This is a genomic window from Enterococcus sp. DIV0755b (assembly GCF_051713765.1).
Classification (GTDB): Bacteria; Bacillota; Bacilli; order Lactobacillales; family Enterococcaceae; genus Enterococcus_C; species Enterococcus_C canintestini.
Genome location: NZ_JBIOQN010000001.1, coordinates 452,288 through 477,903 on the forward strand (window position 1 = coordinate 452,288; position 25,616 = coordinate 477,903).

At 39.3% G+C, this 25,616-nt stretch carries 19 protein-coding genes, 9 tRNA genes and 2 rRNA genes; 7 read left to right on the forward strand and 23 right to left on the reverse strand.

The window, feature by feature from the left end:
• Positions 1-210 precede the first annotated feature (210 nt).
• Positions 211-1,365, reverse strand: a complete 1,155-nt coding sequence (locus IGI65_RS02290; protein ID WP_438773111.1) for a peptidoglycan-binding protein — start codon at positions 1,363-1,365, stop codon at positions 211-213.
• A 276-nt stretch (positions 1,366-1,641) separates the two neighbouring features.
• Here IGI65_RS02290 and IGI65_RS02295 point away from each other — a divergent pair, with 276 nt between their 5' ends.
• The 4 genes from IGI65_RS02295 to IGI65_RS02310 all read left to right on the forward strand — a co-directional run bounded on the left by IGI65_RS02295 (position 1,642) and on the right by IGI65_RS02310 (position 6,056).
• Positions 1,642-3,645, forward strand: a complete 2,004-nt coding sequence (locus tag IGI65_RS02295) for an NAD(P)/FAD-dependent oxidoreductase (RefSeq protein ID WP_438773112.1) — start codon at positions 1,642-1,644, stop codon at positions 3,643-3,645.
• 305 nt (positions 3,646-3,950) lie between these two features.
• Positions 3,951-4,367, forward strand: coding sequence for a NusG domain II-containing protein (locus IGI65_RS02300; protein ID WP_071864203.1), 417 nt, complete (start codon positions 3,951-3,953; stop codon positions 4,365-4,367).
• A gap of 15 nt (positions 4,368-4,382) precedes the next feature.
• Positions 4,383-4,931 (forward strand): Gx transporter family protein, encoded by a 549-nt coding sequence (locus tag IGI65_RS02305; protein WP_095006364.1) that lies wholly within the window; start codon positions 4,383-4,385, stop codon positions 4,929-4,931.
• 138 nt (positions 4,932-5,069) lie between these two features.
• Positions 5,070-6,056 carry a polyprenyl synthetase family protein gene (locus IGI65_RS02310; protein WP_438773113.1) on the forward strand — a complete coding sequence of 329 codons (987 nt, stop codon included), beginning with the start codon at positions 5,070-5,072 and terminating at the stop codon, positions 6,054-6,056.
• Between the two features lie 120 nt (positions 6,057-6,176).
• Here IGI65_RS02310 and IGI65_RS02315 read toward each other — a convergent pair whose 3' ends face one another.
• From IGI65_RS02315 to IGI65_RS02340, 6 genes are all read right to left on the reverse strand, one after another.
• A complete protein-coding gene (locus IGI65_RS02315) occupies positions 6,177-7,133 on the reverse strand; it encodes a hypothetical protein (protein WP_438773114.1) in 957 nt (318 codons plus the stop codon).
• Positions 7,126-7,809 carry a zinc ribbon domain-containing protein gene (locus IGI65_RS02320; protein WP_438773115.1) on the reverse strand — a complete coding sequence of 228 codons (684 nt, stop codon included), beginning with the start codon at positions 7,807-7,809 and terminating at the stop codon, positions 7,126-7,128. Before IGI65_RS02320 ends, IGI65_RS02315 begins: the two co-directional genes overlap by 8 nt.
• Positions 7,810-8,731: 922 nt before the next feature.
• Positions 8,732-9,367 (reverse strand): DUF2812 domain-containing protein, encoded by a 636-nt coding sequence (locus IGI65_RS02325; RefSeq protein ID WP_438773116.1) that lies wholly within the window; start codon positions 9,365-9,367, stop codon positions 8,732-8,734.
• Positions 9,364-9,678, reverse strand: a complete 315-nt coding sequence (locus tag IGI65_RS02330) for a PadR family transcriptional regulator (RefSeq protein ID WP_095006358.1) — start codon at positions 9,676-9,678, stop codon at positions 9,364-9,366. Before IGI65_RS02330 ends, IGI65_RS02325 begins: the two co-directional genes overlap by 4 nt.
• A 148-nt stretch (positions 9,679-9,826) precedes the next feature.
• The gene (locus tag IGI65_RS02335; RefSeq protein ID WP_438773117.1) at positions 9,827-10,789 is read right to left on the reverse strand and encodes an ABC transporter substrate-binding protein; all 963 of its coding nucleotides are present in this window, start codon (positions 10,787-10,789) and stop codon (positions 9,827-9,829) included.
• Positions 10,786-11,532, reverse strand: coding sequence for a polysaccharide deacetylase family protein (locus tag IGI65_RS02340; protein ID WP_438773118.1), 747 nt, complete (start codon positions 11,530-11,532; stop codon positions 10,786-10,788). The genes IGI65_RS02335 and IGI65_RS02340 overlap by 4 nt, the downstream gene beginning before the upstream one ends.
• Positions 11,533-11,707: 175 nt before the next feature.
• On the opposite strand from IGI65_RS02340, the gene IGI65_RS02345 reads away from it, so the two are divergent.
• Positions 11,708-12,415, forward strand: a complete 708-nt coding sequence (locus IGI65_RS02345) for an ABC transporter ATP-binding protein (RefSeq protein WP_438773119.1) — start codon at positions 11,708-11,710, stop codon at positions 12,413-12,415.
• Positions 12,412-13,146, forward strand: a complete 735-nt coding sequence (locus tag IGI65_RS02350; protein ID WP_438773120.1) for an ABC transporter permease — start codon at positions 12,412-12,414, stop codon at positions 13,144-13,146. The genes IGI65_RS02345 and IGI65_RS02350 overlap by 4 nt, the downstream gene beginning before the upstream one ends.
• Before the next feature lie 116 nt (positions 13,147-13,262).
• Here IGI65_RS02350 and gor read toward each other — a convergent pair whose 3' ends face one another.
• A complete protein-coding gene (gene gor / locus IGI65_RS02355) occupies positions 13,263-14,612 on the reverse strand; it encodes a glutathione-disulfide reductase (protein ID WP_438773121.1) in 1,350 nt (449 codons plus the stop codon).
• Between the two features lie 175 nt (positions 14,613-14,787).
• Here gor and gloA2 point away from each other — a divergent pair, with 175 nt between their 5' ends.
• The gene (gene gloA2, locus IGI65_RS02360; RefSeq protein ID WP_438773122.1) at positions 14,788-15,171 is read left to right on the forward strand and encodes an SMU1112c/YaeR family gloxylase I-like metalloprotein; all 384 of its coding nucleotides are present in this window, start codon (positions 14,788-14,790) and stop codon (positions 15,169-15,171) included.
• Positions 15,172-15,408: 237 nt separating this feature from the next.
• On the opposite strand, the gene IGI65_RS02365 is transcribed toward gloA2, so the two are convergent.
• From IGI65_RS02365 to IGI65_RS02435, 15 genes are all read right to left on the reverse strand, one after another.
• Positions 15,409-16,653: a peptidase U32 family protein gene (locus IGI65_RS02365; RefSeq protein WP_438773123.1), complete on the reverse strand. Its 1,245-nt coding sequence runs from the start codon at positions 16,651-16,653 to the stop codon at positions 15,409-15,411.
• Between the two features lie 300 nt (positions 16,654-16,953).
• The gene (locus tag IGI65_RS02370; RefSeq protein WP_438773124.1) at positions 16,954-17,877 is read right to left on the reverse strand and encodes a peptidase U32 family protein; all 924 of its coding nucleotides are present in this window, start codon (positions 17,875-17,877) and stop codon (positions 16,954-16,956) included.
• A 253-nt stretch (positions 17,878-18,130) separates the two neighbouring features.
• Entirely contained in the window at positions 18,131-20,626 is a 2,496-nt protein-coding gene (locus IGI65_RS02375) for an ATP-dependent Clp protease ATP-binding subunit (RefSeq protein WP_438773125.1), read from the reverse strand.
• Positions 20,627-20,631: 5 nt separating this feature from the next.
• Complete coding sequence (locus IGI65_RS02380) at positions 20,632-21,099, reverse strand: CtsR family transcriptional regulator (protein ID WP_412258638.1); 468 nt, start codon at positions 21,097-21,099, stop codon at positions 20,632-20,634.
• 419 nt (positions 21,100-21,518) lie between these two features.
• Positions 21,519-21,592: transfer RNA gene (locus IGI65_RS02385), tRNA-Arg, on the reverse strand.
• 71 nt (positions 21,593-21,663) lie between these two features.
• Positions 21,664-21,737, reverse strand: a tRNA-Pro gene (locus IGI65_RS02390).
• Between the two features lie 20 nt (positions 21,738-21,757).
• Positions 21,758-21,831: transfer RNA gene (locus IGI65_RS02395), tRNA-Arg, on the reverse strand.
• Between the two features lie 9 nt (positions 21,832-21,840).
• A tRNA-Leu gene (locus tag IGI65_RS02400) sits at positions 21,841-21,926 on the reverse strand.
• A 13-nt stretch (positions 21,927-21,939) separates the two neighbouring features.
• Positions 21,940-22,011: transfer RNA gene (locus tag IGI65_RS02405), tRNA-Gly, on the reverse strand.
• 10 nt (positions 22,012-22,021) lie between these two features.
• Positions 22,022-22,094 (reverse strand) — tRNA-Thr (locus IGI65_RS02410).
• 6 nt (positions 22,095-22,100) lie between these two features.
• A tRNA-Leu gene (locus tag IGI65_RS02415) sits at positions 22,101-22,182 on the reverse strand.
• A gap of 10 nt (positions 22,183-22,192) precedes the next feature.
• Positions 22,193-22,265 (reverse strand) — tRNA-Lys (locus tag IGI65_RS02420).
• Between the two features lie 3 nt (positions 22,266-22,268).
• Positions 22,269-22,341, reverse strand: a tRNA-Val gene (locus IGI65_RS02425).
• An 8-nt stretch (positions 22,342-22,349) separates the two neighbouring features.
• Positions 22,350-22,465, reverse strand: a 5S ribosomal RNA gene (gene rrf, locus IGI65_RS02430).
• A gap of 78 nt (positions 22,466-22,543) precedes the next feature.
• Positions 22,544-25,458 (reverse strand): 23S ribosomal RNA (locus IGI65_RS02435).
• Positions 25,459-25,616 lie beyond the last annotated feature (158 nt).

Consider the following 25,616-nt stretch of genomic DNA (forward strand, 5'->3'; position numbering starts at 1 on the left):
TTCACCATTTTTCCTGCTCATGCTATCTTTTGAAAAAAAATTCACATAACTCGCATTCAACCATAGATTTTGGTAACAACTAACAAAGCCATGTCACCACAAGCCTTGTCCCTCTTTGTCCTTTTATTTCCACTAACTTTTCTGCGTAACTTTTCACAAAAAAAGCTTCCAACTTAAAATAGCTGGAAGCTAAAAAATTTTTTATTAAAATTATTCAGCCGCTTTTTTGGCAGCGTCGATAATCGCTTGTAAATAACCAGCGGTATCAGCAAATGTGGCACCTGAAACGACATCAGATACTTTAGCATCTTCGCCTTGCCCTTTTAGATCACTCACTGCTTTTTCCAATTCAGCCACTGTTTTACCTTTTGCAAAAGCATCAACAGCATGAATATTTTCTTCCCAAGTTTGGGTTGCTTGTGCATGGTCTTTCATCAGTGCAGAATAAGCTTCGTTGTTGGCATATTTTGAACCTAAAACCAAATTATCTTTAATACCTTCACCAAAAGCAGCATTAGAGTTAGGAACACCACCAAAGTCAGCAGGATCAACATATTGGAATTCATCCACAAAAGTTGCCGCAACTTTATCGCCGTCTAAAGCAACAGTCACAGTAGCAAATGATTGATCCCCGTGAGGCGCTGCTAAAATCATTGCTTCTTTCAAGTCGGTGTTGCTAGTTTTTTCACCAACTGATACCATTCCTGATTTGGCGGCATCGACAATTGATTGTAAATAGCCTTTTGTATCAGAGAATGTCGCACCTGAAACTACGTCAGAAACTTTTGCGTCTTCTCCTTGTGCGTCAAGATCTTTCACTGCTTTTTCAACTTCTGCAATTGTTTTACCTTTAACAAAATTAGTAATTGCAGTCATGCTTTCATCCCATGTTTGGGTCGCACCACCATGATCTTTCATCATAGCTGAATAAGCTTTACTGTTTTCTTCCTTGGCAACTAAAATATTACCTGATGGGAAGTTTTCGCCTAATTTGGCATCGGCGTTTGGCACACCCGTCCAATCATCACCTTTTTCAACGTATTGGAATTCATCCATCCGCGCTGAAAGAATTTTGTCGCCGTCTAGGGTTACGTTGACAACAGCAAATGACTTGTCCCCGTGAGGCGCTGTGTATAATTGGCGCATAACGATTGTACCTGCTCCTGGAACTTCAGCATTTTCTGTTTTACCGTCCGCAATTTTAACATCTGCGTTACTTGCCTTTGCTGATGAAGCAGTTGTTTGTTCTGTTTTTGCAGATGAACTTGCTGAACTTTCGTCTTTTTTGTCTGGACTACAAGCACCTAATACTAAGGCTGAAAACGTCAAGACTGTAAAACCCGCTACTAATTTTTTGTTTAACATTTAATTTCCCCTCTTCTTCTCACTTTTTCTTATGTAACTTATGCCAAACTAGGCATGTGATGCACATTACATTGTAATTAAAGTCCTTTAAAAGTCAACCGTTTTCAACATTGAGAAAAATTCACAATAATGGTCTATCTTCACAAGCAAATTTTTTCAAAAAAAGCACGTTCTAATAATTTTTTTAGGATAGACAAACAGTCTATCTGTCTGTATAATAGGGTGGATTGTGTAATAATTATCATACTATTTTTATATTTTAAGGAGCGATATTCAATGACAAAGAAAAACATTGTCGTTGTGGGTGCGGGTTACGCAGGTGTAGCCGCTACTAAATTCATGGCTAAGAAATTAAAGAAAGATGATGTGGAAATCACATTAATCGATCGTCATTCTTACCACACCATGATGACAGAGCTACACGAAGTTGCCGGCGGCCGCGTGGAACCTACTGCTATTCAATATGACTTACAACGTTTGTTTGCCCGTAAGAAAAACGTGAAATTAGTAACAGATACTGTAGTGGGAATCGACAAAGAACAAAAAATTGTCAAAACACAAGCAGGTAGTTACGCCTTTGATCACTTAATAATTGGTATGGGTGGCGAACCAAATGATTTTGGTACCCCAGGTGTAAAAGAACACGGCTTCACATTGTGGTCGTTTGAAGATTCTGTCCGCATTCGCGAACACATCGAACACACAGTAGCTAAAGCTGCGATTGAACCAGATGCAACAAAACGCAAAGCAATGTTGACATTTGTAGTCTGTGGTTCTGGTTTTACTGGGATTGAAATGATCGGTGAACTAGTAGAATGGAAAGATCGCTTAGCAGAAGATTACAAATTAGATCCAAATGAATTTACCTTAAAAGTTGTTGAAGCAATGCCAACAATTTTGAACATGTTAAATCGTAACGACGCTAATAAAGCAGTTCGTTATTTGGAAAAGAAAAATGTTGAACTTGTTTTAAATGCCCCAATCGTTGAAGTTTTTGCTGACCACATCAAATTAAAAGATGGCTCAACCATCCCAACACACACTTTAATTTGGACTGCTGGTGTTAAAGCAACTTCTGATGCAGCCGACTTTGGTTTAGAAGCTGCTCGTGGGAATCGTTTAGTTGCCAATGAGTACATGGAAGCTAAAGGCTACGAAGATAAAAATATTTATATCATCGGGGATTTGGTTTACTACGAAGAACAACCAAATACACCAACACCACAAATCGTTCAAGCGGCTGAACAAACAGGTCACTGCGCTGCAGCTAATGTCGTTTCAGCGATTAAAGGCGATGGTGAAAAACACAAATTTAAGAGTAACTACCAAGGTTTCATGGTCTCAGTTGGTTCAAAATGGGGTGTTGCAGAATTATTCGGCAAAATCCATTTGAGCGGTTTCTTAGCAATTATTATGAAACATATCGTCAACTTGAAATATTTCTTTGATATTCGCTCTGGTTACTATATGTTCCAATACATGATGCATGAATTCTTCCATATTAAAGACGACCGCAATGTAACCCGCGGACATTCTTCTCGTTATGGTAATGTTCTGTGGAGTGTACCACTACGAATCTTTTATGGTTTAGTTTGGTTTATTGAAGCCTTCAAAAAAATCGTCGGCAATGGCGAAGTATTAAAACCATCAACTTGGTTTGGTGAAGGTTCATGGTTTACTGGTAACTCTGTTTTCCCTTGGACTTGGGATTACGCTAAAGAAGCTGCCACAACAGCAACTTCTGGGGCTGCTGACGCAGTCGGTGGTGCTTCTGCTACTGCTGCCACAACTGCTTCAAGTGTTGCCGATGCTGTCGGGGGTGCTTCTGGGGCTGCTGATGCGGCAACAAATGGTGGTGCTGAAGCGGCAACGCATGCGGCTCACTTTGGTTTAAGTTATGCTTACGGTGAAGAACCAATGGCTGTTTTAGATAAAGCACCGGATTGGTTTAGCAGCATCATGAAAGTTATGATGCCAAATATGGATGTCGCAATGTTCTTCCAAAAAATGATGGTCTTTGTTGAAATTGGGATTGCACTTTGTATCATGGCCGGTTTATTCACTTGGTTAATGAACGGAACAACTATTATCTTAGTTGCAATGTTTTGTATGTCTGGGATGTTCTACTGGGTTAACATCTGGTTTATTCCAGTTGCCTTTGCTCTAATGAACGGTTCTGGCCGCGCAGTCGGTTTAGACCGTTGGGTAATTCCTTGGATTCAGAAAAAACTAGGTGGCTGGTGGTACGGCAAGCCGAAATCACTTTACAACCAAAAATAAACTTGCTGTAAGGCACGTAAAAAAGACCCGGGCAGTTAATGTCTGGGTCTTTTCTTATTGCTAGTAAGTTTGTGAGTTAGTAAAGCTTTTCTTAGTTCCAAGACAAGTTCCTATGTTAAAATAAAGATTGCTTAAAAGTTCCCGCTAAAATTTCGTTAAAATTTAGCAAACTAACTTTTTATTTTGGGTTAAATTGAAAGATTTTTAAAAGCTTCGTCTGATTTTTACCCGAAAATAGCAGTACCTACTTTTCATCTATTTTTAGAAATATACAAGTTTTAAAAGAAGTTAGAAAGGTGACTCCTTTGAAAATAAAAGAATTTATCAAAGCCAGCAAACTAAAACCCTGGGATTTTATCATCGTTATCTTTTTAATTATTGCTTCTTTTATCCCAACACTTATTTTTGGTTTGCAACAAACAAATGCACCCGTTACTACTAAAGTAGCCGTTTTACGGGTTGACGGTAAAGAAATTAAGTCTTTTAAGCTTTTTAAAGGCCAAAAAGAAACCTATCGTTACGAAGATAAGGATGGGGATTATAATTTAATTGAAGTAAAAGACGATCAAATTAGAATCAAAGAAGCCAACTGCGGCGACCAAGTCTGCGTCAGGCGCGGTTGGGCCAAAGAAAATGGTGAAACTATTGTCTGTTTGCCTCACAAACTTGTCATTGAAGTACAAGGAAATACAGGAGGTGACGGCGACGATTTAATTTATTAATTAAACGTCTAAAAAATGAATCGCACACAAAAAATGATTTATATTGCCCTTTTAGTAGCTCAAGGAGTGGTAATTGGGCTGGTTGAAAATATGATTCCTTATCCTTTTGCCTTTGCGCCTGGTGCTAAATTGGGTTTAGCCAATTTAATTACAATTATTTCCCTTTTCACGATGCCTAAAAAAGATAGTTTTACGCTAGTCTGGATGCGACTAATTTTAACAACTTTACTAGGTGGTACCCTTTCGACTTTTCTTTACAGTATGAGTGGGGCCATGTTGAGTTATTTTGCGATGGCGTTTTTACGTCTTTTAGGACCAAAACGAGTTAGCATTATTGGGATTAGTGCTGCCGGCGGTTTTATGCATAATGTGGGGCAACTGCTCACCGCTTCTTTTATCGCCCAATCTTGGACCGTCATGTTATATCTGCCAATCTTGTCATTTTTTGGAATTTTATCTGGCATCGCAATTGGGATTGCCGCGAACTTTTTGTTGCGTCGCGTCCAAACGTTGCAAAAATTCCAAATCGCCTATGAGAACCAGACCAAGCAAAGTTGGCGTTAGCGCTAGTTGATGTCTTTTCTGTTATCTTTACTGGGCTACCTGTGGGATAATAGTAGACACAACTTTTCTGTTACCCATTACCCCCGATTATTGAAAGGACCTGCATTTCTTACCTTTTAAAACCTAAAGGAGAATTTTATGAAGTTACATCCACTTTGGCAGGATTATCCTGCCTTACAACCTGAATTGCGCCAAACGTTGACGCTAATGGAAGATTCAATTAAGTTAAAAAACAAGCCTGTCGCTGATGCAATTTTAAGCATGATTCACTCAGGTGGTAAATTACTGCGCCCTGCTTATCAACTCCTTTTTTCTCAATTTGGCCCAGAACAAGACCGTAAAAAAGCTGTTTCTTTAGCTGCCTCGATTGAAATGCTTCACACCGCCACTTTAGTTCATGACGATATTGTCGATGAGGCGGATTTACGTCGTGGTCTGCAAACGATTCGCTCAGAGTTTGGTAATGCTGTCGCTGTTTACGCTGGAGATTTTCTTTTTGTCTGTTGCTTTAAGTTAATGGCAGATTACGCAAGTTCGATGCGGAGTTTACAAATTAATTCTCGCAGTATGGAAAAAATTTTGAATGGTGAATTAGGCCAAATGGATACCCGTTACGATACCAAAGTGACGATCAATGAGTATTTAGAAAATATTTCCGGAAAAACAGCGGAACTGTTTTCTTTAAGTTGTTCGGTCGGTGCCTTAGAAAGTGGTACGAATGAACGTTTTGCCAAACAATGTGGGGATATCGGTCAAAATATTGGTATGGCGTTTCAAATCATTGATGATATTCTAGACTATTCCCAACCAACTGAAGTAATCGGCAAACCCGTCTTAGAAGATGTACGCCAAGGTGTCTATTCGCTACCATTATTATTAGCCTTACAAAAAGCTCCTCAACAAGTGCTCCCGCTGTTAGAAAAGCGTGGAGAAATTACAGATGAAGAAGTGGAAACCCTATATGGTTTTGTCCACGAATTCGGTGGTGTGGAGGCAGCTAAAGCCTATGCCAAAGACTATACAGATAAAGCCTTAAAAGGCATTAAAAAGCTCCCAGATAACGATTTAAATACCAAAGCAACCCTTTTACGCTTAACCCAGACAATTTTAGAGCGCAAAAATTAGTAAAAGCCAAGAAATTCCCTACTTCATAAGTGAGGAGCTTCTTGGCTTTTTAAGTTTTTTCCATCGAAATGAAATATAAATGAATATTTTGAGCAGAGCGCCTTTAATTTCTACTCTCTTTTAGTCAAAAGATTTCCCTTCTGCATCACTTTCTACAACAGTCCCATTTCCATACACTTTTACAAATCCTAGCGTCCCACTTCCCCCTTGAGCTTGCCATTCTTTACTTATAATTTTAATTAAACGAAAATTTCCATCTTTATCTGTTTTCACACCAAAATCATTATATGAATAGTCTGAGTTATTATCTCTTTTCTTCAGTATTTCCAATGTTTCTTCTTTTGAAAGTGCTTGGTTTTTAACTTTATTGTCACGGGCATCTGCGTATTTACCATCATCATTCATACCAGCAAAATTAGTATCTAACGTAATATCATAGATACCTGTTCCAATTGTCAAAATACGCATACCATCAGGACTTTTTATTGCTTCTGGCCATTCATTGTCTTGATAAGGACGACCAATTGCGATTAGATTCTGAACGCGTTTGAGTATTTCTTCATTACTACTACCATTTTTAGTATTCATCTTTTTGCCTATTTCTACTGACTCCGCCCACTCTTTTGGCCATTCGCTTTTCGCTTGTTCTAAAGTGGGGTTCTTATGGGCTAAGATTGGTTCGGATATGGAAACGCCATCTACGGGACGAAAAACCAGGCCTTCAGGAGCTTCCATCTCTGAAAGTTTCTCAACTAAAGTAGGGATTAAATTCACTGTAGCACTAGCATTGTCTAAATAAGTTTGCAAATCTGTATTAATCTGTTCCGACGTTGTCTTCACTTCTTTTTCAATATTAGCTAGTTCAGACTTCGTATCTTCATATTCTTTTTTACCGTTTTCATAAACTTCCTTATTATCAAGATATTTTTTGTTGCCTGCGTCAAAAGATTTTTTAGCTGCTGTGTAGTTTTCTTTTGTCGTCAGGTATTTTGAATAGCTCTGATAAGTGAAGATTCCTGCAATCAATACGCCAAGTAATGATAGGCTAAGTATTATTTGGTAGGTACGTTTATTCATCCCCGATACCTCCTAATAGCTCTTCTTTAGCATCATTAAAGTCTGTGGCACCATTTGTTTTCCGATTTTTATATAACTCTGAATAGGCAGAAAAAATCGCATTGAAATCTTTACTGTCCTTTTGTTTAACAGCATTCTCATAAGCTTTATTAAGTGGTTCTGCGATTTTTGTTAAATGATCAAGTTTCTTTTTATTCACAGCAAGTTCGTCTTGTTTAACTAACAATTGTTTTTTCATACGATCAAGACTATTGGTATCACTAGGCATATTCCAAGATTTTTGTTCTTGAGCCCATTCAGTCATTTGCTCTTCATTTTTTACCCTTTGTGTTTTAAAATCCATTTCTTTTGTTTGATAATTTTCAGCTTTGGCGTTAAGAACATTGGCTGTTATAATCAGACCAATTATCACTGCGGCTAAAAGACCAATGCCAGCAATGTATTTTATATTTTTTAGTTTTCTTTTATCCTTTTTGGAAACGTCTTTTATTTCTGCAAATGCTGTTGCAGCGGTTTGATTTTCTTTTTCAGTCGCTTCATGAATAGCTGAAGATGCTTGGCTAACAGTCATTTTATCCACTTGCATCTGATCTTTTATTTGAAATTCATAGCCACAAAATGGACAAAACTTTGCACTGTCTTCTACCTGTTGTTTACAAACCGGACATGTTTTCATTTTATCTCCTCCTGATTTACTTAACTAACCTTACAAACGACATAAGCACCAGTCCAACTACCCCAATTACTAGTGCAAAAGCAGGAAAACCAAATACGCGGTCTAAGTTATTTAGCACTAGTTCAATAAAGTTTCCACCCACAACACCATAGACTGAAAGTAAACTAGCAACTACCAATAAAATACTTAAAACGCCAAAATTATTAGTAGCGAAAGCATCGACTGATTGACTTGCGCTTACATAATTTTGAGTCTGAACTGATTGTGGTGGTTGTGTATTGCTGTGAAATCAGCTTAAGTGCTAGTTATCTTAGCAGTTGCTTTTTCTTTAGTCACTACAAGGGGTGAGGTTGTAGTAGCCAATACTTGTGAAGCCAATTTTTTCATTTCTGCTGGTGACTTTTGTACCCCTTCTTTGGCCTTTTGTAAAAAACCTGCATAAAAATTTTTCAATTTACTATTTGTAGATAATCCTTCTCCATCTTTTATAACACTAAAATAATATGTAAAAATTAATAGAATAAGTAAAAAAATGGCGTCACATTTTGTCTCTTCGCTATCTCAAACGTAGACTCATCATCTTCTTCAGTTAAATCTTTTTGCTCTAACTCTTCATTTTCCATCTGAAACACCCTTTCTTTTCAAATATTGATAACCCTAACATCTTTAATTATAGACTATTTCTTTCTTAGATTGAAAATATCTATCATAATAATCCACTAACGAAAACAGCTATTACTATTATCTAACGTCTCTCTGGTTGAAACAACAGTTGCTATTTCATTTAAGTTTCTTTATTTGAAGAAATATTCATTTTTTTGGATGGTTAACTAAAAAACTGCCAACTAAACATAGCCTCTACCTCTTTACACTAAGAAGGCATAAGACCGTTGCTTTTGCTGCCAGTTTTTTATCTCTTTTATTAAACTGCTGATTTTTGATAACGTTGCATTCGTCGATATGAGTTGAAGTAAATCACTATAATGACAATAAGCATAATTGGAATAACTAAATGACCTAAGATGCGCATCAATGCAAAAGGTAATTCAAAGAAAAAAGCGCGCCAAAATTCATTGCCTGTTTTCTCCCATAATCCTGGTGTGAGGAACTCCTGTTGTGGGTGCCACAATACAGAAAGATCGGTACTGTTCATAAATAAAATGACATAAACTGGCACTAGAAAAGATAATGAACCATATACTCCTTTCCGAATTCGTTTTTCTCTTTCCAGTAATGAAGGAGCATCTGAAAACAATTCTAAGTTTTGATCGCGATTACTGATAAAATACTGCGTACCACTATTATATTTTCCATAGATATGTTCCCAGCCTGCATCTGTCATAAATTGAAGGTACTCGGCAAAATCATTTTTATTTGCAAATTTGCGATAGTCAAACTGAATAATTTTATCTGTATTTGTAACTTTTTTAAAGTGATAAAAAATTCCTTCTCCTGTTATATCAAATAACTGCCACCCTTGTGCGAGTTTACGATTAAGCCAAGACTCTTCTTTTTCCAACGAAAAAAATACTCTAAACTTTGTAATTGCTTGTTTCATTTTTTCTCCCCCATTTCATCCCATAATGCTGTGCAATGCTTCATCCGATGAACTTCATTAGTTAGAATTTGGCGCCCATAATCCGTGATATGATAAACTTTTCTTCGTTCTTCTACAGATGAAACTTGCGTAATCATCTTTGCTTTTAATAAGTTTTCAATTGCACCATACATCGTTCCAGCCGCAATTCGAACGTTTCCTAAACTTAATTCCTCAATCTTTTTGATAGCTAAATAGCCATAAGTAGGCTCGGTAAAGACCAACAGCAAGTAAAAAATCGTTTCTGTTAAAGGTAATTGATCTGTCTTCATGAAATTACTCCTCTAATTTTATGTAGTTCCACTGTATAGTACAACTATATAGTAAGACTGTATAATAAACAAGATAAAAAAACCATCCATTTCTTTTTTAATAAGAAATGGATGGTTGATACTGCTAAAAAATAATAATCACAGACTACTATTTTGCTAAATGACTGAAATCCGTCAAGTCAGCATAAGCATAGTCTTGATCTATTTGTTTTTTATTTTTTGCCCATTTAATAATCGCATCAAATTGATCTTGAGCTACTTTTTGGGCATGAGGATAATCTTTTTGTTGTGTATCTAAATACGTGCTCATAGCTTCTGGAAATTGATATTTGGTTAAAATATCAGCGTATTCGCTTGCTTTATGCTGATTCATATAATCAATGGCTTCATTATAACCTTGATAAAAGGCGGTAATATCTTGTGGCCGTTCTTTTAAAATTTCATCAGTAAATTGCAATGTCCCACCATTAATACCCGCTTCTTTAGAACTACCCAAAATTTTGGCACCTTGTTTTGCTAGCATACTCGCTTGCGGTTCAGTATAAACTGCACCATCCACTTGCCCATTTAATAACGCTTCTGAACGGGCTGAAAAAGAAGGAATATTTACCACTTCATAAGTAAAATCATCTTTTTTAGCAAAATCATCCATAATATATTCCAAAATAAAATTTGGTACTAAAGTCACTTTTTTATTCGCTAATCCCTTCATCTCAGTAATGCCAGATTGAGGCGAGGCCAACACTTTAAAATCTTCTAAAATACCAGAAGTAATTTTCATATCAATTCCGTTTTTCTTAAAGGTAGCTTCGGTCATCACATCACTAATAGTTCCATCTAGTTGTTTTGACTGTACGGCAACGTTGCGATCATTTGGTGAAGCAAATGATTTAATTGCCACATCGGTTCCAGCTTCTTTAAAGAAGCCTTTTTCTTGCGCCAAAATGATAGGAATAGCCGATTCTGCAGGTAAAATCCCCATATTAATTGTTTTTCCAGTCACTTTAGCTGCAGATGTAGTCGAGGTGGTTTCTTCTTTATTATTTGTCCCACACGCAGCTAAACTCAAAGTAGTTACTGTGATAAGTAAACTTGTTACTATCTTTTTCATTCTTTTTCCCCCAATATTTCTTTAAATACTGCTAATGGTAACTGTGCCGGTACAACATTGCGACGTAACTCCAATGGATTGGTATCCTTCAGATTCATCCCTTTAATCGTTGTAAAAGCGAGTTTGAAATTTTCTTTGGCTAAAGTTGTCACGTTTTTTTCATCATATAAGCCAAAAGGATAGGCAAAAACGTCTTTAACCGGTACAAATTGATTACAAGCCTTTAGGTCAGCGATAAAAGCTTTTTCTTCTTCCCACATTGCCCGTGATGCCGTTGTACCTTTACGTTGATGAAAATGATGCGTATGATTAGCATAAGTAAAAACGTCTGCCATACCTAAAAGTTCAGGAAAACTTACTGGGCGAGAAACTTCCGGCGCATAAGCTGTAGGCTTTTGAAAAATCCAGCCTGTTGGCACAAAAGATACTGCTGTAAGGTGTCGCTGTTGTAAAATAGGATATGCATAACGTAACTGGGATTGATAGCAATCGTCAAAAGTCAATAGAACGCTTTTTTCCGGCATAGTAAATTTACCTGCGTAAAAATCAATTACTTCTACCAAGGTTAAAAAATGATACTGCTGTGCAATTAAATAATCAATTTGGGCGCTAAAACTGTCCAAATCATTGTATAAAGGTAGCGGCAGCGAATCAGCATAGCCGTCAGCTACTTGAATAGGCCGCATACCTGCTTGAATTTCTGTTAAAGGTCTGATTTCATGAAACACTAAAGTTGTAAACATTTTTTCACTCCTTTGTAAAAACCTTAATTAGTATAACACATGGTTTGAAAAAATATGCACAAACATTCATGAGAAATTGTCCTAACTCAGCTTACATAAAAGCACTATGATATAAACAAATACAAACCGATAATTGGATAACAATAAATTTTTATAATGAGAAAGAGGAGCCACTATGTCCATCACTTTAAAAAATGTTTTTTTCAGCTATGAAGAACAGCCAATTTTTGAAAATTTAAATTATCAATTTGTAGACAACCACCGCTACGCCATCATTGGCCCTTCTGGTAGTGGTAAGACTACTCTCTTACAGCTTTTACAAGGTTTTTTAGTCCCAACCAGTGGAACAATTTCTAAAAATAATAAAACTATTATGACAGTTTTTCAAAACAATCAAATCTTCCCTTGGCTATCAGTATCAGATGCAGTAGCACTTCCTTTAAAACTATCCCATGTGAAAAAAGAAGCGCAAAAACAACGCATAGACCAACTATTAGACGAATTAGCATTGACTGAACTAAAAGAAAAACGACCTGCTGAACTAAGTGGTGGGCAGCTACAGCGTGTCGCTATTGCACAAGGATTAGCCACAAATCCGCAATTTTTATTACTCGATGAGCCAACATCTTCTCTAGATTCACAAAGTAAAGAAAAAATCCAAGATTTATTAATTGCCCAACAACAAAAACGCCAAAATAGCTTATTAGTAGTTACTCATGATATTGAAGAAGCCGCTTTTTTAGGTGAAACAATTTTGCTTGTGAAAGAACAGCAATTATTAGCCATAAACAATCCAATTAGCGATAAAAACAGCAATACTCGTAGAGAAAATCTAACTTTTTATGAATTTTGTATCGCCCTCAGAAAAGAGGTACGCCAATGAAAAATATACGACAGCATTTAGTACAACTCCTCTTAGGTGGAGCTATGTATCTTTTATTGTGGCAACTTTTAGCGATAATCACTGCTAATCACGCCATCCCGACACCTCTTAGCACGTTACCTATTTTCTGGTCTTTGAAAAAAACACTGTTGCTTCATAGTGGTGCCAGTTTTTTGCGCGTACTTACTGCCTTAGCGTTGGCACTTTTAATTGGCATTCCCTTAGGTGTTTTATTAGGCTTATCGCAAAAAACCAACAAGATTCTCGCGCCTTTTATTTACTTTTTATATCCACTACCTAAAGTCGCTTTTTTACCTATCTTTATGTTGTTTTGGGGCTTAGGGAATTTCTCTAAAGTATTGCTACTTTTTGCCATTATTTTATTGCAAGTCATCATCTCTATTCGCGATGGTGTCCATCAAATTCCCACAAATTTCCAAAAGGCTATGACTAATTTTCAAGCTAATTTTTTCCAACGCGTTTATTATTTGATTTTACCAGCTCTTGTTCCAAGCCTGTTAACAAGCTTACGTGTAAGTATTGGAATTGCTTTAGCCTCTTTATTTTTTGCCGAAAATTATGCTACCGAATACGGCTTAGGTTATCTAATTTTAAGCGCTTGGACCAAAATGGACTATCAAGAAATGTTTGCTGGTATTTTTTGCATTGCTTTATTAGGCGGGATCTTATTTCTTTTACTCGATTTACTGGAAGAACATTTTCACTATTAGATTGCGAGAAATCCATACTATTACTTTCCATAAAATATAACATGACCTCCAAAGATTAGACTATAAATCTAACCTTTGGAGGTCACTGCAATCGCTATTATTAAGATTTTTCAACCTTAGCGCATCGTAACAAATTCTTCTGCACCTGTCGGGTGAATCGCAACGGTATTGTCAAAATCAGCTTTTGTTGCGCCCATTTTGATGGCCACAGCAAAACCTTGTAACATTTCATCTACTCCGACACCAATCGCATGTAAGCCGACAATTCGTTCTTCTTCCCCAACACAAATCAACTTCATTTCGCATTTTTGGCGGTAATCATTTAAAGCAAAATACATCGGTGTAAAACGCGAACGATAGACTTTTATTTTTTCATCTGGATATTTTTCATAAGTTTGTTCTTCGTTTAAACCAATTGTCGCAATGGGTGGATGCGTAAAAATGACAGTTGGAATTAAGTCATAGTCCAAATGCAAATCGGTCTTGCCGTTAAACAAACGTTCTGATAAACGCCGACCAGCCGCAATTGCAACTGGAGTCAAATCAACTTTACCGATAATATCACCGACTGCATAGATACCAGCTACAGAAGTATTTTGAAATTTATCCACGACAATAAAACCACGATCGTCTAATTTTACCCCAATTTTTTCCAAACCGAGTTTTTCAGTATTTGGTAGACGGCCACCAGCAAATAAAACTTTTTCAGCTGTATGACTGACGCCATTTTCAAATATTACAGTAAACGTGTTGTCCTCATTTTTAATAATTTCTTTGGCCACATGTTCTGCACATAACGTCACACCATTATCTTGATACATTTCAACTAAATTATCGCTAAGCATTGGATCAAATGTTCGTAAAGGTCGACCTTGGCGATATGCCCAAGTGGTTTTAATGCCCATTTGTTGGGCCATGCCAGAAAGCTCTGCTGCAATATAACCTGCACCTAGGACAATCATGCTGGCAGGTTTTTCAGTCATTGCAAAAAAGCCGTCTGAATCAATTGCATACTCGCCCCCTGGGATATTCATCTGACTTGGACGACCACCAGTCGCAATCAAAATATGTGGTGCAGAAAATACTTCCTCACCGACTGCAACTGTTTGTGCATCTACAAATTTGGCGTAGCCTGTGACGACATCGACTTTGTTACTGTCCAACCCTTTTTGATAGGCACCGTGTAAAAATGAGATGTATTTTTCTCTTTTAGTGACTAAATCGGTAAAATCAAAATTTTTCACATCCGCTGTAATACCATAGCTTGGTGCATCCCGGTGAATCATCTCTAACATTTCACTGGCTTGCCACATCACCTTTTTCGGTACACAACCGACGTTAACACAAGTTCCTCCAAGTGCTTTTCCTTCAATCAGTAGCACTTTTTGACCGTACATCCCCGCGCGATTGGCTGCGGCAATACCGCCACTACCACCACCGATGACAATATAATCATAACTTTTCACGTTATTCTCCCCTTCGTTACTTCAGGATTACCATATTTTTCAATATCTGTATTGTACTTGAAACAAAAATGATTAGCTAGTAGGCTGTTTATAGACTAAAATTATTTAAAATTTAGCGTTAACACCCCACTATTTTGCGTAATAGTAATTATTAGACTATAAAAGGAGTACAACCATGCAAAAATTCACCCAAATTCATCACGTTGCCATCATCGTCTCTGATTTAGCTGCGGCAAAACATTTTTATGTCGATATTTTAGGCTTGCCGATTATCCGGGAACATTATCGGCCGGAAAAAAATGATACAAAACTCGATTTACAATTAGATAATTGCGAGCTGGAAATTTTTGCAGTTCCAAATCCACCCAAACGTCCTAGTTTCCCCGAAGCCGCGGGATTACGTCATCTGGCTTTTAAAACCGATGACATCACAGCCCAAGTTGCTTACTTAAAAGCAAATGGTATCCGTTGTGAAGAAATCCGCCATGATACTTTCACCAATGAGAAAATGACCTTTTTCTTTGATCCCGATGGCCTCCCCCTTGAATTACATGAATAAACTCAGAAAAGCTGAGCAAACGTGGGTAACTCGCAAGTAATAAGATGGAATTTTAATAAATTGTTTCCCAAATTTCTTCAAATTTCAGCTTATTACCGTATAGAGTTCCTAGTGAAAATCAAATAATTGATTTACCTACAAAAAAAGCCTGCCTATGGACGCAATCGTGAAGAGTTAGACAAACATCTAACGCTTCACGATCTGCACATTTAGACAAGCATTGTTTATTCATAGCAATTATTCTTTTTTCTTACGAATCATATCGCCAACTGCGACATCCTGAACAACAGGGATTGTTAAAATCATCATCGGATTTGGAGCGCGATCGATCATTTCTCCCTCATCATTTTTCATCCATTCAACAGATTGTTCAAAATGCTTAAAGCCTGGCGAATAAAATTCAATTTCATCCCCAACTGAAAAATGATTCCGTTGGCGAATGGTAGCAATTTTTGTGGTCGGATCATAAGCCATTACTTCTCCGACAAATTGGTATTGCGGAATTTTGCGACGGGGACCAAATAATTGTTCATTTTCACTTGGAGTATGGTAGTAAAAGCCTGTAGAAAGCTCTCGTTGTGCCACTTTCCACAACTCATCAATCCATTCTTGTTTGCACACGTAATTTTCAGGGTCTGCAATATAACTATCAACTGCCGCTTTATAAACATTTGCCACGGTTGAAACATAGTGAATAGATTTCATCCGTCCTTCAATTTTTAAACTATCGACACCATTTTCGATTAAATCTGGAATATGTTCAATCATCGTCATATCGACTGCACTCATGGAAAATTCTTCGGTTACTTGTCCTTTGTCAGTCAAACTGCGATGTTGTTCTGTACCAAAAGGCATATCATATAATTCATATTTCCAGCGACAAGATTGGGAACAACCACCTCGATTGGCATCACGCATCGACATGTGATTTGATAACGTGCACCGACCTGAATAAGAAATACACATTGCGCCATGAATAAAAGCTTCAATTTCAACATCGGTATTTTTGCGGATTTCCGCTACTTCTGCCATAGAAACTTCCCGTGCTAAAACGACGCGTTCTAAACCTTCATTTTTCCAAAATTCTAATGTTTCAAAATTGGTTGCAGAAGCTTGTGTTGATAAATGAATCGGTAATCCCGGAGCTTCGGTAGCACAAATTTCAATTAAAGCTGGATCAGATACAATAACCGCACTAATCCCGACATCTCGTAATTCACGGAAAAATTCGCCGGCCCCTTCTTCGTTGCCTTCATGCGTTACCATATTGGCTGCCACATATACTTTAGCATTGTGGGCTTTAGCAAACGCTACTCCTTCTTGCATATCTTCATACGTGAAATTTCCTGCGCGACTACGTAAACCGTAAGCATTCCCACCGATATAAACTGCATCCGCACCGTAGTGAATTGCGGTTTTTAATTTTTCCAACGTCCCTGCCGGAGCTAAAACTTCCGGGCGTTTCAAGACTTTTTGTGTCATATTTTTTGTCACTCCTACTTTAGTGTTAAAAAGACTGAATCAAAAACTGCCATTAAGCGCAACTATCTGTAAAGGCATTTTATAACATTTCAGGTGTGGGCTTAAAACCAGTCGGCAGCATCTTTTATAATGCGATTTCTTGGCTATTAAAAGCATTGCTAAAAAATGAAATAAGTTTAAAACCGACGAAGCCTTTTTATTTGAAGCTTTTTTATTTGAAGCCTTTTTATTTTGGTGGCTACTTAAGCGGTATGTTTTTACTTTTTTCAGCTTTTAGGCTGCAACTAAGTTCAAATTCTTTTAACGAATTTTATTTGGGTCTAAATAATAAAAGCCTGTATCTAACCCACGCTTTTCTGGATGCAAAGCATGCAGTTTTTCATCAAGTGTTTTGGCTTGCGTTTCATCCCACGTACCAGCTAAAATTGCAGCTTTTGCCGTTACAAACAATTGCGCTACAGCCACAAAATTTTCTTCATCGGTAAATAAGCCTTCTAATTTCCAAGTCTTAAAGCCAGTATTAGCTAATTGATCTAACTCATTCATTAAATCCAAGTCATTATCGGCAAAAATATGGGTGCCGTGACTGTCTTCATAAATGGAGTAGTGGGTCTCGGGCTTTTTCGGCTCAGATAAGAATAAATTACGCTCTTTACTCGTACTTTCATCTTGTTTTGTATAATTATAATAGTTTTGTAAAAGTGGACGCTTGGATTGGTGAATACAAGTGGCGCCATAAACTAAAACTTCGGTTGGAATTGTTAATTGCGGTGCTAATTCTTTCATTTCCGCAAACGGAACTTCTCGGGCTAAAACCGCTCCGACAGCACCTTTTTTACCCCAAAAATTAATTTGTCGCGCACTAGTCACTAACGTTTCGCCATCATAAACAAAAGGAGTCGCTAATTTTTCATCTTGTAACATAACATAAACGACACCCGGATCACCGACGACAATTTGATCGGCACCAATCTCTTTGACAAATGCCAAGTATTCTGGCACAATTTTCATTTTTTCTGGATGCATAATGCCATTGACGGCAATTGCTGCTTTTTTCCCGGCAGCATGGGCTAAATTGACTAATTCCCGTTGTTCCGTGCGTGAAAATGAATACGGTAGGCGTAATCCAAATGTTTCTTCCCCAAAATAAATGGTATCTACGCCGGCAGCTAATAATGCTTTAGCTTGCGCAACTGAAGCTACCGTTGTGATTAATTCAATCATCTTCTTCCCCCTTTAATAACTCAATTATCTTATCACAGGGCGTGTCATTTTAGAAGTAGCAATCAAAAATCCCACTATTTTTAAATCGTTACGTGTTGCAAAATAAGAAAAACTAAAAAGACTACTCTACTCCTTAAACAATCAGACAAAAGTTTGATGAATTACATAGCAATTATCTGATCTCTTAGCGACAAAAAAGCCACAACGCTACGAAATCTCGTAACATTGTGACTTTGATAAATTCAGTTAAAACTTAAGCTTTTTGCAATTTACGTTTTTCGGTTGCTTCTTTGACCGTTAGCGTAATCTTACCTTTTTTCGCACCAATTGTAACGTTATCTCCCAAATGAATTTGGCCAGATAACAACGCTTCAGATAATCGATCTTCCACTTCTTTTTGGAGCGCCCGCCGAATTGGACGTGCCCCGTATTCTGGATCAAAACCAGCTTTACCAATTACTTCATTAGCAGCTGGAGTAATCTTCAAGTGAATATCTTGTTCGTCTAAACGTTTCACAATGGATTTACTCATGATCTTCACAATTTGCTGAATTTCTGCTTCACCTAATGAACGGAAGACCACAGTTTCATCAATTCGATTCAAAAATTCAGGACGGAAGGCTTTTTTCAACTCTTCCAAAATACGTTTTTGCATCGCGCCATGATCTTTAGTAATATCCGTCACGTTAAAACCGACATTTTTCTCTTCCCGAATTTGCGTAGCGCCAATATTTGAGGTCATAATTAAAATCGTATTGCGAAAATCGACTTTCCGTCCTTTCGAATCTGTCAAATGACCATCATCTAAGACTTGCAATAAAATATTAAAGACATCTGGATGTGCTTTTTCTACTTCATCTAATAAGATTACCGAATAAGGTTTAGAACGGACTTTTTCTGTTAATTGGCCCCCTTCATCATATCCCACATAACCAGGAGGGGAACCAATCAAGCGACTGGTACTATATTTCTCCATAAATTCTGACATATCAACACGAATTAAGGCATCTTCACTGCCAAACATCGCTTCAGCTAAAGTCTTGGCTAGTTCCGTTTTACCGACACCTGTTGGCCCTAAGAACATAAACGAACCGATCGGACGATTAGGATCTTTCAAACCACTTCTAGCCCGTCGAATAGAGCGTGCGACAGCTTTCACCGCTTCGTCTTGACCAACTACACGTTGATGCAAAATTTTCTCTAAATCTAATAAGCGTTCACTTTCTTTTTTCTCCATTTGTTGTAATGGCACACCTGTCCATTGGGAGACAACAGTTGCCACATCTTCTGCTGTAACGTGATCTGCAAAACCAGATGCTTCTTTTGTTTCCGCAAAGGCTAATTCTGCTAAACGTTGGCTTAATTTCTTCTCTTTTTGTCGTAGACGAGCAGCTGCTTCAAAGTTTTGATTTTGAATCGCTTCTTCTTTTTCACTCATTAAGTTAGCAATATCTTCTTGTAAGCCAATAATTTCAGAAGGTTCGTCAGCTTTATCTAAGCGGACTTTCGCCGCAGACTCATCCATTAAGTCAATCGCTTTATCCGGTAATTGCCGCGAGTTGATGTAACGTACTGATAATTGGACAGCTGCATGCAAAGCATCGTCAGAAATTTCAACGCCATGGTGTTCTTCGTAGCGCGGACGTAAGCCTTTTAAGATTTCTTCTGCTTCTTCAGGAGTTGGCTCATCAACTTGCACACGCGCAAAACGCCGTTCCAAAGCGGAGTCTTTTTCAATATATTTTTGATACTCATCCAGTGTGGTGGCACCGATTGTTTGCAATTCGCCGCGCGCTAACGCTGGTTTTAAAATATTAGAAGCATCAATGGCACCTTCTGCTCCCCCTGCGCCAATTAAAGTATGCAGTTCATCGATAAATAAGATAATTTGACCATCGTGATAAATTTCGTCAATGATTTTTTTCATCCGGTCTTCAAATTCACCACGATATTTTGTACCGGCTACAAGTGAACCCATATCTAACATCATCAAACGTTTTTGTTGCATATCTTCTGGAACTTCACCGCGAACGATTTGTTGCGCTAGCCCTTCTGCTATAGCTGTTTTACCAACACCTGGTTCGCCAACTAGAACAGGATTATTTTTAGTTCGACGAGAAAGAATTTGAATCAGACGTTTTACTTCTTTGCTTCGGCCAACTACAGGATCTAGACGATTTTCCCGCGCTAATTTAGTCAGATCACGAGCTAAACCATCAAGTGTTGGAGTTCCTTGTTGTGTTCCTTTTGTACCTTGAGTAGAACGACGACGGCCGCCTAAACTATTATTAGGGGCTTTGCTTTCGCTAACTCCCATTTTCTTTTTCAAAATTTGGCGCATTTTGGCTAAACTCAAACCGAGATTGATCATAATGCGAGAAGCTAAAATTTCATCATCTCGTAAAAGACCTAACAATAAATGTTCCGTCCCAATATTAGGAGCCCCTAGGCGTTTGGCTTCATCACCAGCATAAGCAAAAATTTGCTTTGCTCGAGGTGAATAAGGTAAATATGCACCGGCTGGATAAGATTTCATCGTACCATAACCAGTTAAGTGCTCAATTTCTTCTCTTATATCGTTTTCTGAAATATTCATTTCCCGCAAGACTTTACCGGCAATGCCGTCTTGTTCAATAATCAAAGCCAGTAACAAATGCTCTGAACCAACGGATTGATGTTTAAACGTTTTGGCTTCTTCTTGGGCAATCGTTAAAACTGCTTTGGCTTTTTCTGTAAATAATTCATCCATCTGACTCACTTCCTATCTTCATAACTTAATCGTTCCAACACCGCGTGGAGCATGCTAGCGCGAATTTCATCTTCATTTTTAAAATGTCCTAACGTATTTTTAGCTAAAGCAGCTAAAATCAAATTACCTTCAGTTTTTGTTAAAATATCTTCTTCATACAATTTTTGAATAATTGCTAATGCATCTTTTTCGCCTAATTCATCTGCAAAAAGCTGATCAACTTGCTCTAAGAAGCGATGATTATCTGAAATTTTAATTTTTTCAATCCGGATATAACCGCCACCACCACGTTTACTCTCTACTACATACCCTCTTTGAATGGTAAAGCGAGTATTAATAACATAGTTAATTTGGGATGGCACACAGTTAAACAAATCAGCCATCTCGGTACGTCGGATTTCGATCATTTCGCTATCTTCCAGAATTTTTTTCAAATAGGCTTCTATTAAATCGGAAGTATTGTGACGACTCATCATTCGTTTTCCTCCCTTGACTAATTCTGACCTTAATTATACCCAACTTAGTAAGATAATTAAAGGAACACGATTGTAACACAATATTCTGTTAAGAATTAGCCCTTATCTGGATAAAAGCGCAATTTTAGAGAAAATAAAAGAAACTTCTATCTTATTTTACCGTAAATCCCAAGAATGTAAAAATTAAAAAAGAAATCGTATAAACATGGAAACTAACTAATACGATTAATTTCCCTTTCTATTCATTTGAATAAATAATAATGCATAACTTATCTAACATAGCTGAAATATTTACAAATTCAAAACCACCACATGATTATACCAACATCACTTAGTTACGCAGAAGAAAAATTAGCGTAATATTTCAAATTTCAAGAAAACAAAAAAACGAAATCAGTAATATGATTTCGTTAAGACGCGCCCAAGAGGAGTCGAACCCCTAACCTTTTGATCCGTAGTCAAACACTCTATCCAGTTGAGCTATGGGCGCATAATTATTAAATTAAGTTTGATAATATTATAGCCTAAATTCTAAAAGAAAGAAAGACTAAAATAAAAAAATCGGGAAGACAGGATTCGAACCTGCGACCCCTTGGTCCCAAACCAAGTGCTCTACCAAGCTGAGCTACTTCCCGATAAAAAAATAAAAAGACTACGCGCCCAAGAGGAGTCGAACCCCTAACCTTTTGATCCGTAGTCAAACACTCTATCCAGTTGAGCTATGGGCGCATCTTATAATGCCGAGGACCGGAATCGAACCGGTACGGTGATCACTCACCGCAGGATTTTAAGTCCTGTGCGTCTGCCAGTTCCGCCACCCCGGCTTGTTTAAAGCAAAGCGGAAAACGGGGTTCGAACCCGCGACCCCCACCTTGGCAAGGTGGTGCTCTACCACTGAGCTATTTCCGCATGGTATTGATGCCGGCTAAAGGACTTGAACCCTCGACCCTCTGATTACAAATCAGATGCTCTACCAACTGAGCTAAGCCGGCCTTTTATGCGGGTGAAGGGACTTGAACCCCCACGCCGTAAGGCGCCAGATCCTAAATCTGGTGCGTCTGCCAATTCCGCCACACCCGCATATTTCTTATGAGCCGTACAGGGCTCGAACCTGTGACCCTCTGATTAAAAGTCAGATGCTCTACCAACTGAGCTAACGGCTCATATGGGGGTTAACGGGTTCGAACCGCTGACCCTCTGCTTGTAAGGCAGATGCTCTCCCAGCTGAGCTAAACCCCCATAAGTTCGCGTGGCGACGTCCTACTCTCACAAAGGGAAACCCTTCACTACAATCGGCGCTAAGAAGCTTAACTTCTGTGTTCGGCATGGTTACAGGTGTATCCTTCTCGCTATCGCCACCACACTATTTAATTAAGTGAATTTCATTCACTCAAAACTGGATCTTGAAGTTATCAAAACTCTTTCCGAGTTTTTTTTTACTTTGGTTAAGTCCTCGATCGATTAGTATCAGTCCGCTCCATACATCACTGTACTTCCACTCCTGACCTATCTACCTGATCATCTCTCAGGGATCTTACTTTCTTTAAGAAATGGGAAATCTCATCTTGAGGTGGGCTTCACACTTAGATGCTTTCAGCGTTTATCCCTTCCCTACATAGCTACCCAGCGATGCCTCTGGCGAGACAACTGGTACACCAGCGGTAAGTCCATCCCGGTCCTCTCGTACTAAGGACAGCTCCTCTCAAATTTCCAACGCCCGCGACGGATAGGGACCGAACTGTCTCACGACGTTCTGAACCCAGCTCGCGTGCCGCTTTAATGGGCGAACAGCCCAACCCTTGGGACCGACTACAGCCCCAGGATGCGACGAGCCGACATCGAGGTGCCAAACCTCCCCGTCGATGTGGACTCTTGGGGGAGATAAGCCTGTTATCCCCAGGGTAGCTTTTATCCGTTGAGCGATGGCCCTTCCATGCGGAACCACCGGATCACTAAGCCCGACTTTCGTCCCTGCTCGACTTGTAAGTCTCGCAGTCAAGCTCCCTTCTGCCTTTACACTCTGCGAATGATTTCCAACCATTCTGAGGGAACCTTTGGGCGCCTCCGTTACCTTTTAGGAGGCGACCGCCCCAGTCAAACTGCCCATCTGACACTGTCTCCCACCACGATTAGTGGTGCGGGTTAGAGTGGCCATAACACAAGGGTAGTATCCCACCATTGCCTCCTTCGAAACTAGCGTCCCGATCTCTACGGCTCCTACCTATCCTGTACATGTGGTACAGACACTCAATATCAAACTACAGTAAAGCTCCATGGGGTCTTTCCGTCCTGTCGCGGGTAACCTGCATCTTCACAGGTACTAAAATTTCACCGAGTCTCTCGTTGAGACAGTGCCCAAATCGTTACGCCTTTCGTGCGGGTCGGAACTTACCCGACAAGGAATTTCGCTACCTTAGGACCGTTATAGTTACGGCCGCCGTTTACTGGGGCTTCAATTCGTACCTTCGCTTACGCTAAGCACTCCTCTTAACCTTCCAGCACCGGGCAGGCGTCAGCCCCTATACTTCATCTTTCGATTTTGCAGAGACCTGTGTTTTTGATAAACAGTCGCTTGGGCCTATTCACTGCGGCTGACCTTGCGGTCAGCACCCCTTCTCCCGAAGTTACGGGGTCATTTTGCCGAGTTCCTTAACGAGAGTTCTCTCGCTCACCTTAGGATTCTCTCCTCGACTACCTGTGTCGGTTTGCGGTACGGGCCGTTGTCTTCTCACTAGAAGCTTTTCTCGGCAGTGTGACATCAGAAGCTTCGGTACTATTATTTCCCTCCTCATCACAGCTTGTCCTTATAGAAATAAGCATTTGACTCATCTCAAGACTTACTGCTTGAACAGACATATCCATCAGTCTGCACTTCTTAGCCTCCTGCGTCCCTCCATTGCTCAAACAAATACAACGGGTACAGGAATATCAACCTGTTGTCCATCGCCTACGCCTGTCGGCCTCGGCTTAGGTCCCGACTAACCCTGGGCGGACGAGCCTTCCCCAGGAAACCTTAGTCATTCGGTGGACAGGATTCTCACCTGTCTTTCGCTACTCATACCGGCATTCTCACTTCTAAGCGCTCCAGCAGTCCTCACGATCTACCTTCAACGCCCTTAGAACGCTCTCCTACCAATACACCTTACGGTGTACTCCACAGCTTCGGTAGTATGTTTAGCCCCGGTACATTTTCGGCGCAGGGTCACTCGACTAGTGAGCTATTACGCACTCTTTAAATGGTGGCTGCTTCTGAGCCAACATCCTAGTTGTCTGTGCAACCCCACATCCTTTTCCACTTAACATACATTTTGGGACCTTAGCTGGTGGTCTGGGCTGTTTCCCTTTCGACTATGGATCTTATCACTCACAGTCTGACTGCCGAATATAAATGAATGGCATTCGGAGTTTATCTGAATTCGGTAACCCGAGATGGGCCCCTAGTCCAAACAGTGCTCTACCTCCATCATTCTTCACTTCGACGCTAGCCCTAAAGCTATTTCGGAGAGAACCAGCTATCTCCAAGTTCGTTTGGAATTTCTCCGCTACCCACACCTCATCCCCGCACTTTTCAACGTACGTGGGTTCGGTCCTCCAGTGCGTTTTACCGCACCTTCAACCTGGACATGGGTAGATCACATGGTTTCGGGTCTACGACTACATACTCATTCGCCCTATTCAGACTCGCTTTCGCTGCGGCTCCGTCTCTTCAACTTAACCTCGCATGCAATCGTAACTCGCCGGTTCATTCTACAAAAGGCACGCTATCACCCATTAACGGGCTCTAACTTGTTGTAGGCACACGGTTTCAGGATCTATTTCACTCCCCTTCCGGGGTGCTTTTCACCTTTCCCTCACGGTACTGGTTCACTATCGGTCACTAGGGAGTATTTAGCCTTGGGAGATGGTCCTCCCGGATTCCGACGGAATTCCTCGTGTTCCGCCGTACTCAGGATCCTCCTAGGTGCCTTCCAAATTTCGTCTACGGGGTTTTTACCCTCTTTGACTGACTTTTCCAAGTCATTCGACTATCTGAAAGAACTACCATATCGGAGTCCTACAACCCCAAGATGCAAGCATCTTGGTTTGGGCTGGTCCCTTTTCGCTCGCCGCTACTTGGGGAATCGATTTTTCTTTCTCTTCCTGCAGGTACTTAGATGTTTCAGTTCTCTGCGTCTACCTCGTATACGCTATGTATTCACGTATACGTAACATCCTATAAAAGATGCTGGGTTCCCCCATTCGGAAATCTCTGGATCATAGCTTACTTACAGCTCCCCAAAGCATATCGGTGTTAGTCCCGTCCTTCATCGGCTCCTAGTGCCAAGGCATCCACCGTGCGCCCTTATTCACTTAACCTTATAAGACCTTTCGGTCTGGTTTTGAGCAGTTCTTCTAGCGATAGAAGCTTACTCAAGAAAATAAGCAATTGAACTTATTAAAAAACTCATTCAACGCGGTGTTCTCGGTTTGTTTTGATTTTTTTCTTCAAGTATCCAGTTTTCAATGAACAAAAT

Excerpts from the sequence above, each read along its gene's own strand:
- IGI65_RS02290 (WP_438773111.1), bottom strand. The coding sequence starts at position 1,365 with ATGTTAAACAAAAAATTAGTAGCGGGTTTTACAGTCTTGACGTTTTCA.
- IGI65_RS02295 (WP_438773112.1), top strand. The coding sequence starts at position 1,642 with ATGACAAAGAAAAACATTGTCGTTGTGGGTGCGGGTTACGCAGGTGTA.
- IGI65_RS02305 (WP_095006364.1), top strand. The coding sequence starts at position 4,383 with ATGAATCGCACACAAAAAATGATTTATATTGCCCTTTTAGTAGCTCAA.
- IGI65_RS02310 (WP_438773113.1), top strand. The coding sequence starts at position 5,070 with ATGAAGTTACATCCACTTTGGCAGGATTATCCTGCCTTACAACCTGAA.
- IGI65_RS02315 (WP_438773114.1), bottom strand. The coding sequence starts at position 7,133 with ATGAATAAACGTACCTACCAAATAATACTTAGCCTATCATTACTTGGC.
- IGI65_RS02320 (WP_438773115.1), bottom strand. The coding sequence starts at position 7,809 with ATGAAAACATGTCCGGTTTGTAAACAACAGGTAGAAGACAGTGCAAAG.
- IGI65_RS02325 (WP_438773116.1), bottom strand. The coding sequence starts at position 9,367 with ATGAAACAAGCAATTACAAAGTTTAGAGTATTTTTTTCGTTGGAAAAA.
- IGI65_RS02330 (WP_095006358.1), bottom strand. The coding sequence starts at position 9,678 with ATGAAGACAGATCAATTACCTTTAACAGAAACGATTTTTTACTTGCTG.
- IGI65_RS02335 (WP_438773117.1), bottom strand. The coding sequence starts at position 10,789 with ATGAAAAAGATAGTAACAAGTTTACTTATCACAGTAACTACTTTGAGT.
- IGI65_RS02340 (WP_438773118.1), bottom strand. The coding sequence starts at position 11,532 with ATGTTTACAACTTTAGTGTTTCATGAAATCAGACCTTTAACAGAAATT.
- IGI65_RS02345 (WP_438773119.1), top strand. The coding sequence starts at position 11,708 with ATGTCCATCACTTTAAAAAATGTTTTTTTCAGCTATGAAGAACAGCCA.
- IGI65_RS02350 (WP_438773120.1), top strand. The coding sequence starts at position 12,412 with ATGAAAAATATACGACAGCATTTAGTACAACTCCTCTTAGGTGGAGCT.
- gloA2 (WP_438773122.1), top strand. The coding sequence starts at position 14,788 with ATGCAAAAATTCACCCAAATTCATCACGTTGCCATCATCGTCTCTGAT.
- IGI65_RS02365 (WP_438773123.1), bottom strand. The coding sequence starts at position 16,653 with ATGACACAAAAAGTCTTGAAACGCCCGGAAGTTTTAGCTCCGGCAGGG.
- IGI65_RS02370 (WP_438773124.1), bottom strand. The coding sequence starts at position 17,877 with ATGATTGAATTAATCACAACGGTAGCTTCAGTTGCGCAAGCTAAAGCA.
- IGI65_RS02375 (WP_438773125.1), bottom strand. The coding sequence starts at position 20,626 with ATGGATGAATTATTTACAGAAAAAGCCAAAGCAGTTTTAACGATTGCC.
- IGI65_RS02380 (WP_412258638.1), bottom strand. The coding sequence starts at position 21,099 with ATGAGTCGTCACAATACTTCCGATTTAATAGAAGCCTATTTGAAAAAA.